Annotated in this window: 10 protein-coding genes; 3 read left to right on the forward strand and 7 right to left on the reverse strand. The window is 55.7% G+C overall.

Going from position 1 to position 14082, the window contains the following annotated elements; all coding sequences use genetic code 11:
- Nucleotides 1-376 precede the first annotated feature (376 nt).
- On the reverse strand, nucleotides 377-1285 hold the full coding sequence (locus AC781_RS07615) for a DapH/DapD/GlmU-related protein (protein WP_083076772.1): 909 nt from the start codon (nucleotides 1283-1285) through the stop codon (nucleotides 377-379).
- 387 nt (nucleotides 1286-1672) lie between these two features.
- On the opposite strand from AC781_RS07615, the gene ribD reads away from it, so the two are divergent.
- The gene (gene ribD, locus AC781_RS07620; protein ID WP_067776039.1) at nucleotides 1673-2734 is read left to right on the forward strand and encodes a bifunctional diaminohydroxyphosphoribosylaminopyrimidine deaminase/5-amino-6-(5-phosphoribosylamino)uracil reductase RibD; all 1062 of its coding nucleotides are present in this window, start codon (nucleotides 1673-1675) and stop codon (nucleotides 2732-2734) included.
- Between the two features lie 193 nt (nucleotides 2735-2927).
- Here ribD and mnmG read toward each other — a convergent pair whose 3' ends face one another.
- Nucleotides 2928-4799, reverse strand: a complete 1872-nt coding sequence (gene mnmG, locus AC781_RS07625) for a tRNA uridine-5-carboxymethylaminomethyl(34) synthesis enzyme MnmG (RefSeq protein ID WP_067776041.1) — start codon at nucleotides 4797-4799, stop codon at nucleotides 2928-2930.
- Between the two features lies 1 nt (nucleotide 4800).
- A complete protein-coding gene (gene holA / locus AC781_RS07630; RefSeq protein ID WP_067776045.1) occupies nucleotides 4801-5892 on the reverse strand; it encodes a DNA polymerase III subunit delta in 1092 nt (363 codons plus the stop codon).
- Between the two features lie 117 nt (nucleotides 5893-6009).
- On the opposite strand from holA, the gene AC781_RS07635 reads away from it, so the two are divergent.
- Nucleotides 6010-7473 (forward strand): trypsin-like peptidase domain-containing protein, encoded by a 1464-nt coding sequence (locus AC781_RS07635; RefSeq protein ID WP_067776048.1) that lies wholly within the window; start codon nucleotides 6010-6012, stop codon nucleotides 7471-7473.
- A gap of 39 nt (nucleotides 7474-7512) precedes the next feature.
- On the opposite strand, the gene AC781_RS07640 is transcribed toward AC781_RS07635, so the two are convergent.
- On the reverse strand, nucleotides 7513-8595 hold the full coding sequence (locus AC781_RS07640) for a substrate-binding domain-containing protein (protein ID WP_067776051.1): 1083 nt from the start codon (nucleotides 8593-8595) through the stop codon (nucleotides 7513-7515).
- Between the two features lie 309 nt (nucleotides 8596-8904).
- Here AC781_RS07640 and AC781_RS07645 point away from each other — a divergent pair, with 309 nt between their 5' ends.
- Entirely contained in the window at nucleotides 8905-10233 is a 1329-nt protein-coding gene (locus tag AC781_RS07645; RefSeq protein WP_067776215.1) for a sialidase family protein, read from the forward strand.
- A gap of 92 nt (nucleotides 10234-10325) precedes the next feature.
- On the opposite strand, the gene msrB is transcribed toward AC781_RS07645, so the two are convergent.
- The 3 genes from msrB to AC781_RS07660 form a co-directional block, all read right to left on the reverse strand.
- The gene (msrB, locus tag AC781_RS07650) at nucleotides 10326-11441 is read right to left on the reverse strand and encodes a peptide-methionine (R)-S-oxide reductase MsrB (RefSeq protein WP_083076778.1); all 1116 of its coding nucleotides are present in this window, start codon (nucleotides 11439-11441) and stop codon (nucleotides 10326-10328) included.
- Between the two features lie 102 nt (nucleotides 11442-11543).
- Nucleotides 11544-12116 (reverse strand): cysteine hydrolase family protein, encoded by a 573-nt coding sequence (locus AC781_RS07655; protein WP_067776222.1) that lies wholly within the window; start codon nucleotides 12114-12116, stop codon nucleotides 11544-11546.
- A 129-nt stretch (nucleotides 12117-12245) separates the two neighbouring features.
- Entirely contained in the window at nucleotides 12246-13778 is a 1533-nt protein-coding gene (locus AC781_RS07660) for a glucose-6-phosphate isomerase (protein WP_067776054.1), read from the reverse strand.
- Between the last annotated feature and the right edge of the window lie 304 nt (nucleotides 13779-14082).

Consider the following 14082-nt stretch of genomic DNA (forward strand, 5'->3'; position numbering starts at 1 on the left):
TGCAAGCGTACCCGTTATCTGCACGGAAACGAATAATTGATCCAAACGGGAAATTGAATAGCCTTTCAAAGCATTCCTGCATCCGGAGAGGCATATCGGATGTATTGGTGTATCGGAAAATCGCCAGCGCCGCAGGCAGTGCATGCAGAAGGCATATGCACACGGCGAACAGGATCATTCATGTACCGCGTTTCTGCAATGTATCGTTCTTTGCCGTATCGGGCAAGTCCGCAGGTATGGCGATATTCGAACATAATGATGGAATACACCATATCCCGACAAAGGCCTATCCGTATCCTGTCAATCGTTCGGCAGGAAGAAGTTGCAGGCTCTATCCAAGCCAGCCGAATTTGGTCAAGCAGCAGTGCGTCTGCGATCAAGCCATATCATGCCGGATGATCGTGCCGGGATCGGTCATCCGGCCTCGTCCGATTTTACGGCCGGGGCAAATCACGCTGTTCGCTCCGAGTTTGACGCCGTCGCCGACCATGGCTCCGAGTTTGTCATGTTTGGTGTCGATCAGTTCGCCATTGACCATCATCTGGTTGTTCAGTCCGTCGTGCCGGTAGTTCGAGAAGATGCATCCTGCACCGACATTGACATGCGATCCTACGATGGAATCTCCCACATAGCTGAGGTGAGCAATGTGCGTGTTGTCGTAGATGATGCTGTTTTTGACTTCGACGGCGTGGCCGATCACGCAGTTGTCGCCAACGGATGTGGCTCCGCGGATGTAGGCGTTCGGGCCGATCTTGCAGTTTTTACCGATGATGACGTCTCCTTCGATCACAGTGCCGTGGTGAATGACTGAGCCTTCTCCCAAATGAAGGCGGCCATCCACTGCAGCAAGGTGGCTGATGCTGCCGCGAACGGGTGTTTGCGGCATGTTCCGAAGGATTTCGGCATTGAGGTCCAGCATGTCCCACAGGTAGCGGATATGCTGGGCCGGAGCTTCGGTGACGATGCAATTCGGGCAGTTCATCGGATCCAGCGTATTGACCCATGCAAGTATTTCACCCTTGGGCGTTTTCAGGGCCTTGGGCCCGACGGCATGGGCAAGCAGGTAGAGGGTCGAATACTCGGGTATGTGATCGATCGGGATACGAACGCATTGGTTGTTCGCCTCTTCGGGGTTGATGACGACGAATCCCGCCAGCTCAAGACGGGATGTGACCCATTCGCGCAAGGTCATGTTGGCAACGCGGCAATCGGACAGGGGCCGCATGAATCCGCTGATGGGAGCGCAAAGGTCCGATACGAGTGGTGGCATTAGGGTGATAGTCATGGGCTTAATTCTTTTTTTGGTTCATTTCCTAGAATAGCATATTACGATAGTGTTGCGACTCTTTTTTTGCATTTTGTCTTTCTTCCTGCATTCTTTTCTGATGATAAATACCTTTTATATCTTATTAACACCGCGTTGTGGATATGTTGTGAATTTATTGTGAATGGAGTTTGAATATGTTTTATTTCGCCTTTTCCTATGTTTGTTTCACTAGTTATTCACATTTTATTTTACTTGCATGTCACTCAATTTTAAATAAAACCATCACATATTCACATTATTTACACAATAGAAGAAGACGGAATTTTTATATACAATATATCTATACTCTTAAATAAGCACCGTTCGGGTCTTGGCTCCGAGGCAACCGAGTGGTATGCTTGCCCCATGGTTTCACCCGATCAGGATGCCGATTGGATGCGTACAGCTCTCGAGCAGGCACGGCTTGGACTTGGCGTGACGAGTCCCAATCCTCCCGTGGGAGCAGTCATTGTCCGAGATGGCCTCGTTTTGGGGCTGGGGTACCATCACAAGGCCGGAGAACCGCATGCGGAGCGTATGGCTCTTGCCGATGCACGCGAACGCGGTTACGGGGCCTTTCTGAGCGATTCGACGATCTACGTGACTTTGGAGCCATGCAGCTCGTTCGGCAGGACTCCGCCTTGTACCGATGCGATTATTGAAGCAGGGATGAAGCGGGTGGTTTACGGAGCTTCCGATCCCGATATTCGGCACCGGGGCAGGGCGGACGGTATTTTGCGGGCTGAAGGAATCGAAGTGGCAAGCGGCGTGCTGGAAGAAGAGTGCCGGGAGATGATTCGCGGGTTTGCCATGGGAGTGAAGGAAGGAAGGCCATGGGTGATCGCCAAGGTGGCGATGACGGTGGATGGCCGCCTGACGCGGAAGAATGAACGCTGGTTGAGCGGAGAGGAGTCCTTGCGGTATGCCCACCAGTTGCGTGCGGAATGCGATGCGGTGCTTGTGGGTGGTGAGACGGTGCGATGCGACGATCCGGCATTGACGATCCGGAATCCGTTGCGGCAACCGCCGGCATGGAAGGAGCAGCCGTGGCGGGTCGTATTGACGCGTGAGAAGGATTCTTTGCCTGAGGGAAGCAGGGGCTTTACGGACGAACATGCAGACCGTACGATTGTGATGGAGAATATCTCTTCATTGAGTAAAAATGTTTTAGAAGTAATTTATAATCAATATAATACGAGTATTGTTCTTTTGGAATGCGGGGGTAGTCTACTAAGGCGTTTTCTGGAAGAAGAGCTGGTGGACGAGCTGGTTTGCGTACATACACCGTGGATTGGGGGAGGCCCGGTGCAGGCGTTTCCGGGCGATGCCTTTTTGCCTCATGAGCTCGTTTTGATGGATCGGACGTGGATTTCCTGCGGCGAAGATATGATTCTGCGCGGGAAAGTACGATCCAGAAGCGGGAATTGAACAGTGTACCCGAAGCCTGTTTTGATTGATGGGTCCGGGATGAAAGATGAAGCTTTCTTAAGAAGGAAGAGTAGTTTTGCCCAGCCGCGTATAAAGACAAACCGAAGTGACGGCTCCGAGTGTGGGAACAGCGGTGCCAAGACGGATTTTCCGTTTGCCGGGGGGGTAGCAGCAAAGAGCCGTTTTGTCCGTTTTAAGCGTGTTTTCGCTTTTGGAGCCAGACGAGGAGGATGGAGATATCTGCCGGAGTCATGCCGGGGATGCGGCTGGCCTGGCCGATGGTAGCGGGACGTATTTTTTCCAGTCGCTGTACGGCTTCGGTTTTGAGGCCGTGAATGGTTTTGTAGTCGATGTTCTCCGGAATGGTTTTATGTTCAAGGCGAACGATTTTTTCGGCTTGCTTCGTTTGCCTGTCGATATGGCCGGAGTAGGCGATTTCCGTAGCGATGTATTCCCAGTGTTCCACGTGGAACTTTTGAAGAAGTTCATCGGGAAGCTGTGTCCAGCTATTGCCCGGGCGGCGCAGCCAGAGGTCGAGTGACACGCCTTCGTGGCGGAGGCCGGAAGCTTCACGGATACCGGAGTCGATGGCTTCCTGTTTTTTCCTCACGTTTTCTCCCTGTTCACGGGAGACGAGGCCCAGTTCGGCTGCGATGGGAGTGAGGCGCAGGTCGGCATTGTCCTGCCGGAGGAGGATGCGCATTTCGGCGCGGCTGGTGAACATGCGGTAGGGTTCGTCGGTGCCCCGGGTGATGAGGTCGTCGATCATGACGCCGATGTAGGCCTGGTCGCGGCGAAGGACGAGGGGGGCGCGGCCCTGAGTTTTCAGAGCGGCGTTGGTTCCGGCAATGAGGCCTTGTGCGGCGGCTTCTTCGTAACCGGATGTGCCGTTGATCTGTCCGGCGAAGTAGAGGTTTTCCACCTGTTTGGTTTCGAGGGTTGGGTGGAGCTGAGTGGGCGGTGCATAGTCGTATTCGACGGCATAGCCGGGCCGGATGAGTTGAGCGTTTTCAAGGCCGGGAATGCTGCGGACGATTTCGCACTGAACGTGGTAGGGCAGGGAGGTGGAGACGCCGTTCAGGTAGTATTCCTGCGTGCTGCGGCCTTCGGGTTCGAGGAAGATCTGGTGCTGCTGTTTTTCGGCAAAGCGGACGATTTTGTCTTCGATGGAGGGGCAGTAGCGCGGGCCGATTCCCTCGATGATGCCTCCGTAGAGGGGGCTGTAATGGAGGTTTTCCCGTATGATGTCGTGGGTGCGCCGGTTGGTGTAGGTGATCCAGCAGGGATCCTGTACGAGGTTGAAGCCGGGATCGGCAAAGGTGTTGAGGGTGCAGTGCGGTTCGGTGTCGCGGCGGAGTTCGGTGAGGGAGCGGTTGCTGAAGAGGGGCGGCGGGGTGTCGCCGTCCTGCCGTTCGCACGCGCTGAAGTCGATGGTGTGCCTGTTGACGCGGGGCGAGGTGCCGGTTTTAAAACGTTCGAGGCGGATGCCGAGGCGGCGCAGAGTGTCCGACAGGGAGGAGGGGGCGCAACCGAGGCGGCCGCCGGGTATATGTTCCATGCCGACGTGAAGGAGGCCGCGCATGAAGGTGCCGGAGCAGAGGACAATGCTGCGGGTGCGGTATTCGAGGCCCCATGTGGTGAGGGCTCCGGTGACCCGGCCTTGCTTGTCGACGAGGATGTCGCTGATGTCGCCCTGATAGAGGCGGATGTTCGGGTCGTTTTCGATGACGTTTTTCATCCGGGCGCGGTAGGCGACTTTGTCGCACTGGGCGCGGGGTGCGCGTACGCTGGGGCCTTTGGAGGCATTGAGCATGCGGAACTGGATGGCGGTGGCATCGGTGTTCAGGGCCATGGCGCCGCCGAGGGCATCGATTTCCCGGACGATGTGTCCTTTGGCCAATCCGCCGATGGCCGGGTTGCAGGACATTTGGCCGATGGTGTCGAGGTTCTGCGTAAGGAGGGCGACGCTGCATCCGAGGCGGGATGCGGCAAGGGCGGCTTCAATGCCTGCGTGTCCGCCGCCGATGACGAGGACGTCGAACTGCTGGGGGAGAAGGTGGGCCATGTCAGGCGGTGATGGTGACGATGAGTTTGTGCAGGATGTCGCGTGCGTCGAGGCCGCTGGAGACAAGCGCCTTGTCGGCCGAGGCACAGGCGGCGATCGCCCGTTTGATTTGCGGAAGCGTTTGTTTCGTGCATTTCTGCGCGGCGAGGAAGAGGGGGTAGGTGTTCGGGGTGCCGTCCTTTTTCAGAGGTATGAGGCTTTTGGCTTCGGGAGGGAGGTTTTTGACTTTCGATTCGAAGTCGCGGTAGTTGGTGGGGGAGAGTTGGTAGTTTTCCATCAATGTTTTTGCCATCAGGCTGTTGCGGATGGTAGGGATGATGGCGGCGCGCATGATGGAGATGGCCTGTTCGCCGGAATCAAGCTGTTCGTCGATGAGGGCGATGGCCTGATGGGCATGCCGCAGTTCGAGTGCGCGCGAGATTTCGAAGATAACCCCGGAGCGGGAGACTGCGACCATGTCCTGTACATCTTCTTCGGTGATGCGGCGGCGTTCGGCACCGAGGTAGATGTCGAGCTTGTCGAGTTCGTTGGCGATTTGGCGCGATGTTTCGTTGACGCGGTGGATGAAGAGTTCGAGGGCCTGGGTGTCGAAGGTGAGGCCGCGGGCTTTGCCTTCGCGGGTGACGCAGGAGGCGAGTTCCGTTTCCCAGCCTTGTTTGCCGGTGTCTATTTTGGCGTATTCCTTACAGGCGGCAATTTGCGAGAGTTGTTTGAACCAGGTGCGCCGTTTGTCGATTTCCGAGGCCGAGAGGAGGAAAAAGGTGTTTGGCGGCAGGTTGCCGAGGGTTTCCACCAGTCCGGCGATGGCTTGCAGGGTTGTTTCGGCTTTGGCCTGCTGGCTGTCGCCAAAGAAGTTGGCGTTTTTCAGCCAGACGATTTTCCGGCCGGGAAAGAAGGGGAGGGTACGAAGGGCGGAGACGGTGCGAAGGCAGGTTTCTTCAACTTCCGAGACGTTGGCGCATGTGCCGTCGATGATTTCGTGGTTGTATTCGTCTGTGCCTTCGGCGAGCGAACGGTAGGTTCGAAGAGCTTCGGAGCAGACGAGGCCTTCGTCGCTGCCGTAGATGACTGTGCTTGTTGACTCTTCCCCCATGTGCCTGCGCGATATTACACCAGATGGATGGAGACGAGTCAAGTCCATGTTCGGCTTGCACGACCTGTTTCCTGCTTGTCATTTGACTATGTTTATGGTAATATACGGCGTACCCGCATGGATGGTTTTTGGAAACGTTTGTTGCTTGTTGCAGGTTCGACGGTTGTCATCGTGCTTGTAGCGGTTGTGTATTGGAGGCAGGTGGCCAAGCGGGATATTCGTGAATTCGTCGAGGCGGGCAAGTACCATCTCGAAGCGAAATCGCGGTTGAGCCTGGATAAGGTGCCGTATCTGGCGAAGATGAGCGATGAATTGAGTACGCTTTCACAGCATATTGCAAAGTCGGTTGTTTGTATCGATACGGCCGGAGTGCAATCCGTGCAGGATGTGTCCGAATCCGGCAATAATGTGGTGACGCAGCATGTGGCGGTGCGTGGTCTCGGATCGGGGGTGATCGTGTCGCAGGAGGGGCATATTCTGACGAATTACCATGTGGTGAAAGGAAAACAGGCGATCAGCGTGAAGCTGATGGACGGTACGGTGCTGCCCGTATTCAAGGTGGGGGAGGATCGCGTTCTGGATATTGCCGTGCTGAAGATCGATTCGCACGAGAAGTTCGATGCACTGCCGTTCGGTGTGAGCAATCATGTGAAGGCCGGGGAGATCGTGCTGGCCTGCGGCAATCCGTATGGGCTGGGGCTTTCGGTGAGCCACGGGATCGTGAGTGCACCGCAGAGGGTGTATGGCGAATCGAAGCAGGAGTGGATTCAGACGGATGCGAATATTTCTCCCGGCAATTCCGGCGGCCCTCTGGTCAATATCAAGGGAGAGATTATCGGTATCAATTCCGCTGTGGAGTCGCGCAACGGCGATTCCAATATCGGGGTGGGTTTTGCCATTCCGTCGAATGTGGCGGTGAGTGCGTTTCGCGAGATTTGCGAACGCGGTTATGTAGCGCGCGGGTATCTGGGTATTTCGTGGATTGCCAATTCGCGCGAGATGCAGGAGTTTACGGGCAATAAGGTGGAAGGCGGCGCGATCGTCAATTTCGTTCAGCCCGGTTCTCCGGCGGAAAAAGCCGGGATGAGGATCAATGACCTGGTGGTGTCGGTGAACGGAAATACGGTGATGTCCGTGCCGAGGCTGCGCAATTTGCTGGAGGGGTATCCGATCGGCCACACGGTGAAGATGGAAGTTGTGCGAGGAGGCAAGAAGCTTGCTCTGGAGATGACGGTGGACGATTTGTATATGGCCGAGCAGAAGTTTGCGGGTCAGGCCAGCAAGTATTATCCCGAGGCGATGGGGCTTTCCATGCGTGATTTGTCGAGCGAAGAACGGGCCAAGGGTATGTCCGGCGTATGGATTACGCAGGTGCAGGAGGGGACGGAAGCAGCCACGAAGTTCATGCCGGGCGATCTCGTGGTGGCTTTGAACGGGGAATCGGTGATGGAGCTTGGCGATATTCAGAATACGGCTGTGCTGGACGGCAGGTTTTCGCTCCGCATTCTGCGCGGTAAGGATTACTTCGATGTGAACGTGGTGATTCCTCCGGATGTGTTGAAGAGGATTCGCGGATTGTAGGGCGGCGTTCGGTTTTTCGTGCAGCGTGGCGGTGCCGTGTCAATGACGTGCGGCGACGCTTTGTCCCGGGTTGAATTCCGGTAGGACGAAGGCGCTTGATGTATTCTTGGAAGCAAGAAGGTGGCTGATCATTCTCACGAGTCGACGTACGGATTTTTCCGCGTTGATTTCATAGTTGGCGATGGGGGGGTACAGGTGGGTTAGAATGGGTTCGTAGCTGAGGCTGACCAGGCTGATTTGTGCAGGGATGGATATCGCATGCGTGGCTGTCCATGAGAGGAGAGTGACGATCTGGTTGCCGCGCATGGTGACGAATGCCGTTATTTCCTTGTTTTCGGAGCAGGCGCGTTCGAGGTTTTCGAAGGTGGAGGCGATGTCCGCCGGAAAGGGGATGATGACGGGATTCCAGCCTTCGGCTTCGAAATCGAAGAAATGTTTTTTGACCAGTTGGTGGCCTCTCAGCTTTTCTTCGGGCATGCAAAGGCCGATGTTCCGGTGTCCTTTGTGCCACAAGTGGTTGGCGGCGTGGTTGGCAGTCGCTCCCCAGTTGGTGTCGAGGCAGGGCAATTTTGAAGTCGGATAGGAGGTACCGCGCACGATGCATGGGATATGGCGTTTTTTGAACCAGTTCTGGGTTTCGCAGGAGGCGTGGTACAGGATCCAGCAGTCATGATTGTTTTTTGCTTCGAGTCTGGCCAGTCTGTTTTCAGGAGTGTTGCCGATGCTCCATGGCATTTCATGGATATGGAAGTCGAGTCCGTTTTGTTCAAAAAGGTTGCGGATGTAGTGAAGTTCCGCAAGAATGCCTTGAGGCATGCGGCCTATCGGAACGGAAGAAAGGAATCCGATGCTTGCCTGTTTTTCGGTTGGGCGTGGGGGGGCTATGGCCTCTTGCAAAGACGGAGAAAGAAGGATGCGGCGGGGAGATCGTGCAATGGGAGCAGTGATTAAGCCTTCCTGTTCGAGCTGTAAAAGAGCCGAACGAATGGTTTCGCGGCCGACATTGTAGATGGCGACCAGTTCGCGTTCGCCAGGCAATATGCCTTCAAAACGGCCTGCCCGAAAAGCTTGCCGCAGTTTTCCTGCAATAGAGATGGCGAGAGGATGTTGCCGTTGATTCATTTTGCAGGATAAGTATATCAGGCAGATGCGGAGGTGGCGAGTTCTTTCGGTGGTAAATACGCTGTTGTATATGAATTTCTCTGGTCTTCATCTTACAATAGTGTAATACTTTTTTATTATAAAAATTATTTGTTATCAATAGTATAATAATTTTTAATATTGAAGTGGTCTGGTCTTTTTTATGCTATTTTCATGAAATGGATCACAAGTGATGGTTTTGCGGGCCGGATGCGTATATTTTAATGACGGCTGTATTTGCAGCGTGCAGGATGCAGACCGTGGTTTATCCAATTGTACCATTCGATTCCCATGTCATTCCATTCATTATCCAGAAATGTGTTGTTGTCGGCTGCCGTAGTCCTGACGACGACAGTGTCTTTTGCGGCAGAACAAGCATCCGCTCCGGTGTCCGTTTATGACGGGTATTCGATTCCCATTGTCGATCTGAATGGACGGGACGATATGCATGTTGTCGTGGACAAGGAGAAGGGGCAGTATCTCGGACATCCGACAACTCTGCTTCTGAAGGACGGCAAGTCGATTGTCTGCGTTTATCCGAAGGGCCACGGTTCCGGACCGGTGGTGATGAAGGTTTCGAAAGACGGCGGAAGGACATGGGGGGATCGTTTGCCCGTTCCCGAATCGTGGAAGACAAGCCGCGAGGTGCCGACGCTTTACAGGACGGTGGATGCTACCGGAAAGGAGCGCCTGCTGATGTTTTCCGGCAGGCAGGGCGGCACGATGAAGACGAAGGAACGCAACAGGGTCGCCGTGAGTGAGGATGAAGGCAAAACGTGGTCCGAGCTGATGCCGATTCCGCAGCAACCCGCAGGTATCGTCGCGATGAGCGATCTGGTTCCGCTCAAGACGGGCAAGGGGCATTATATGGCTTCCTACCATGTGAATTCCAGCGGCGAGGATGCCAAAGGGAAGTTCCATACGTTGGAGCTTTGCGTGGTGTTTACGGAAGACGGTGGGGTGACGTGGTCTGCTCCGCAGGTAGTATTTCCCGGTGCGCGCGATTTGCATCTGTGCGAGGCGGGTATTGTGCGCAGTCCCGATGGCAAGTCGATTGCCCTGCTGCTGCGCGAGAACAGCCGCAACCATGGGTCGCAGATTATGATTTCACAGGATGAAGGCAAAACGTGGTCCGTACCGAAGGAGTTGCCCGCAGCGCTGGCTGGAGACAGGCATCAGGCTCTTGAATTGCCGGATGGGCGCATGTTGATTCAGTTCCGCGATGCATCGCCGACGAAAAAGGCGGATTTCAATGAGAGCCCGACGGCAGGAGACTGGGTCGGCTGGGTCGGTACCTGGGACGATCTGGTTCAAGGGAAGGAAGGGCAGTACCGCATTCGCCTCAAGGATAATAAAAACGGTTGGGATACGGCGTACCCGGCTGCCGAACTTCTGCCCGACGGTACGATTGTCTGTACGACTTACGGGCATTTCGACCGTGGAGAGGCGGCTTATGTGCTTTGTACGCGATTTCGCATTCAGGATACGGACAAGATGGCAGAGACGGTGATGAAAGGCCCGCGTCCGGTGATTCACAATGATCTGGGTAAAGGAGATGTGGTGTTCGATCCGAATAATCCCGACGAGATCAATGCCAAGTTGAAAAATGCCAGAAAATAGGCTGCTTCGCGTTTGATGGCCGATGAAGCATGAAAGAAACAGCCTTTCCTCATCAGGGGAAAGGCTGTTTTGTCGAAGGGAGGAAGCGGGAATTATTTGTTTTCTGTTTCTTTTTGAAGGAGAGGCAGGTAACGGCCATAACCTTCCTTTTCCATGTCTTCCATGGGAATGAAACGCAGGGATGCGCTGTTGATGCAGTAGCGAAGGCCGCCCTGGTCCTGTGGGCCATCATTGAAGACGTGTCCGAGGTGGGCATCGCCCGTTTTGCTGCGCACTTCGGTGCGTACCATGCCGTGGGTGCGGTCTTGCTTTTCTGCAATCAGGCTATCGTCGATGGGGCGCGTGAAGCTGGGCCAGCCGCAGCCGGAATCGTATTTGTCCGAGGAGAGGAAGAGGGGTTCTCCCGTGGTGATGTCGACGTAGATGCCGCGCTTGTGGTTATCGAAGTATTCGTTGCGGAAGGGTTGCTCGGTCGCGCTGTTTTGGGTGACTTCGTACTGGAGGGGCGTCAATTCGGCTTGCAGTTCGGCGCGTGATTTACGCTTGTATTGAACGGAAGGGTCGTTGGCGTGCCGCGCTTTTTCAAAAGCCGCTTGCGGGATGTGGCAGTAGCCTGCGGGGTTTTTGTCGAGGTAGTCCTGATGGTATTCTTCGGCGGGGAAGAATTGGCGCAGAGGTTCCACTTCGATGGCGAGCGGCTGTCTGTATTTCTTTTGCAGTTCGCGCAGAGAGGCTTCAATGATCGGTTTGTCGGCGGGGTCGGTGTAGAAGATGCCCGTGCGGTACTGGATGCCCGCGTCGTTGCCCTGTTTGTTGACGGAAACGGGGTCGATGACGGCGTAGTATTGTTCGAGGAGGTAGGGCAGGCTCAGTTTGAGCGGATCGTACTGGATTTTGACGGTTTCGGCGTGCCCTGTGTTTTCCCGGCATACCTGTTCGTAGGTGGGATGGTCTGTTTTTCCGTTGGCATAACCGACTTCGGTGGCAGTGACGCCGGGGATGAGGGAGAAGTATTTTTCGACTCCCCAGAAGCATCCTCCGGCCAGATAGATGGTTTTCATGGCGGTGTGTGTTCGTGGTGGAAGTTTGGCCTGCGTGCCGGAATCCCGGCCGCAGGCGGTGAGGGTGAGAAGAAGCAAAGCGGCGATCAGGGGGTAGATGATTCCGAACCCGACATTGCGGCGGCGAAGTGTGGCTGTCCTGTTCATATTCCTGCTGGCTGTTGCGGAAGCCGGATGTTTCGCGGCTTTTCCATGGCAGGAATCTTGTACTTTGCGAATGCTTTTGGAAATAAGTTTTTACGGCATTTTCTAGCAGTTCGGGCGGTCTGTCGCCGATTCCCGGTCAAGCCATGTTCCGGCGGTCGAGATTTCGGCGAAGGTACCGTTCAATGCAGCCATGAAAACTGCCTGTACAGCGGGAGCGGCAAGGGAGGCGCCGTGCCAGAGCAGATCCTTCGTGGCGCAGGCATCTTCGATCAGAGTGATGCCGTATCCGTAGTTTTTGGCGGCGCGCACGGTCGTATCGACGCACATGTGGGTCATCATGCCGCAAACGACCAGATGTCCGATGTGGCGGCGTTCGAGCTGGAGATGCAGGTCCGTTTGGAAAAAGCTGTCCGGTGCGTGTTTGACGATAAGGGTTTCTCCCGGGACGGGCGCTACCTGCCGGTGAATTTCCGCACCCGGCGTATTCGGTACGAAGAAGGGCGCACCTTCTTTCAGGTTGATATGCTGGATGTGGAAGACGGGGAGGTTCCGGCTGCGGAAGCGGTCCAGTATGCCGGATGCTTGTGCGGCGGCCTGTTCCGCGCGGTGCAGTTCCCATTTCCCGCCGGTGAAATAATCGTTCTGAATATCGATGAGGAGAAGTCCCGGATTCATCATTTGCCTGCGGATGATGATAGCCGGGGTGCGGGAAGAAGTAAATGGCGTTTTCGGGCGATGCCGTGCATGAAAAACCCTTCCTTCGACAATCGCCGAAGGAAGGGTGGAAAGGCGGCGGCAACCGCGTTATTTCGCGAATGTATCGCGGCAGGCGCAGTCGGCCTGCGTCCATGTGGCGGAACCGGATTCCGCGATGTGGACGAGACAGTGGTAGACGGCTTCTTCATCCGCTCCGATGCGTCCGGCGATTTGTCCGGCTGTTTCGGGAGTGGAGGCCAGGGCGTCGCGCACCTGCTGGAGGAGGGCAAGGAAGATGCCTGCGGCTTTTTTGCCCGCTTCGACGCCCGGCTGGTGGTAGGCGTTGATGTGGACGAGGGAGGCGTAGTAGGAGACGGCACGTTCGAAGAGGGCGATGAGCATGCCGAGGCTGTAGGCGTCCACTTCGTCGATGGAGATGGTAATGGAAGCACGGCCGGATTCCGCGAGCGCCTCGCGGGTGCCGCGCAGGAAGCCCTGCAGGAAGTCGCCGGAGGTGAAGGCATTTTCCACAAGCACCTGATCATGGGCGGCTTTGCGGACTTCGATGAAGGTGACGAAGAAATTGTCGATGCCGTCGCGGAGCTGCTGCACATAGGCGTGCTGGTCGGTGGATCCCTTGTTGCCATATACGGCAAGGCCCTGATGGACGATGTTGCCGTCCAGATCAAGCTTCTTGCCGATGGATTCCATGATGAGCTGCTGGAGGTACTTCGAGAAGAGGACGAGGGCATCCTTGTAGGGGAGGACGACCATGTCCTTCTTGCCTTTGCCTTCCCCGGCCTTGTACCAGGCGAGGGCGAGCTTCATGGCGGCGTTATGGGCGGTGTCCGTGCAGCGGGTTTTGGCGTCCATATCGGCTGCGCCCTTGAGCAGGGAGTCGATATCCACGCCTTGAAGAGCAGCCGGGAGAAGTCCGACGACGGAGGTGACGGAGGTGCGGCCGCCGACCCAGTCTTCCATCGGGAAGCGCTTCAGCCAGCCTTCGGCTTCCGCCACCTTGTCCAGCTTGGAACCGCATCCGGTGATGGCGACGGCCTGAGGAGCAAAGGCGACGCCGTTCTTGCGGAAGAAATCCTGGGCGAAGACCATGCCGTTGCGCGTTTCGGGCGTGCCACCCGATTTGGAGATGACGACGGCGATCGTTTCCTGCAAGGGGACGGTATCGAGTACCTTTTGCATGCCGTCGGGGTCGGTATTGTCGAGGAAGGCGAGCTTCAGGCCCGTATTGGGGAGGGCATCGGCCACCAGTTCGGGACCGAGAGCCGAACCGCCGATACCGATGATGAGGGCGGTGGTGTATTTCCGGCCCGAGGGCGCCTGGATGGAACCGTCGAGAATCCGGCTGGCGAACTCCTTGATGTCGGCAATGGGCCGGTCGATCTCGGCTTTCAATTCGGCATTCGGAGCAAGGGAGGCATTGCGAAGCCAGTAATGGCCGACCATGCGGTTTTCGTCGGGATTGGCGATGGCGCCGCTTTCGAGAGACTTGATGTCGGCATAGGCGCGTTCGATCAGAGGTTGCATTTCCGCCAGAAATTCGGGTGTCAGCGGAAGCTTGGAAAAGTCAAGGGAAATACCCATTTCAGGGTAGCGGACGAGCTGTTGCGCGTACAGTTTCATGATAGGGCAAGAATATGGTACCGACACATATTTGGCAAGCAAAAACCCGCATAGGGCAAAGGGGAAGAAATAGCCATACCTATATCGAAGGAGGCAAGGAAACGGGCGAGATTTAGCCCATACGGAAGGGGTTGAGAGGGATGGGGAAAAGGCATAACCTGAAAAGGCGGCGAGAAAACGGGCGAGGATATTGGAGAGCGGGAAACGCTAGCCTTGGAAGGCCTTGCACGGGTAACATGCTGCGGATCGGGATCCGGAACACGGATACTGAAAGGAAAAACCTTAAAAAGCAAAAAAGACACGA

Source organism: Neoakkermansia glycaniphila (assembly GCF_001683795.1).
Classification (GTDB): Bacteria; Verrucomicrobiota; Verrucomicrobiia; order Verrucomicrobiales; family Akkermansiaceae; genus Akkermansia; species Akkermansia glycaniphila.

Bases quoted from the DNA above. Each gene is read 5' to 3' on its own strand.
- AC781_RS07615 (WP_083076772.1), bottom strand. From the start codon at position 1,285: ATGACTATCACCCTAATGCCACCACTCGTATCGGACCTTTGCGCTCCC.
- AC781_RS07660 (WP_067776054.1), bottom strand. From the start codon at position 13,778: ATGAAACTGTACGCGCAACAGCTCGTCCGCTACCCTGAAATGGGTATT.
- ribD (WP_067776039.1), top strand. From the start codon at position 1,673: ATGGTTTCACCCGATCAGGATGCCGATTGGATGCGTACAGCTCTCGAG.
- AC781_RS07645 (WP_067776215.1), top strand. From the start codon at position 8,905: ATGTCATTCCATTCATTATCCAGAAATGTGTTGTTGTCGGCTGCCGTA.
- AC781_RS07635 (WP_067776048.1), top strand. From the start codon at position 6,010: ATGGATGGTTTTTGGAAACGTTTGTTGCTTGTTGCAGGTTCGACGGTT.
- msrB (WP_083076778.1), bottom strand. From the start codon at position 11,441: ATGAACAGGACAGCCACACTTCGCCGCCGCAATGTCGGGTTCGGAATC.
- AC781_RS07640 (WP_067776051.1), bottom strand. From the start codon at position 8,595: ATGAATCAACGGCAACATCCTCTCGCCATCTCTATTGCAGGAAAACTG.
- holA (WP_067776045.1), bottom strand. From the start codon at position 5,892: ATGGGGGAAGAGTCAACAAGCACAGTCATCTACGGCAGCGACGAAGGC.
- mnmG (WP_067776041.1), bottom strand. From the start codon at position 4,799: ATGGCCCACCTTCTCCCCCAGCAGTTCGACGTCCTCGTCATCGGCGGC.
- AC781_RS07655 (WP_067776222.1), bottom strand. From the start codon at position 12,116: ATGAATCCGGGACTTCTCCTCATCGATATTCAGAACGATTATTTCACC.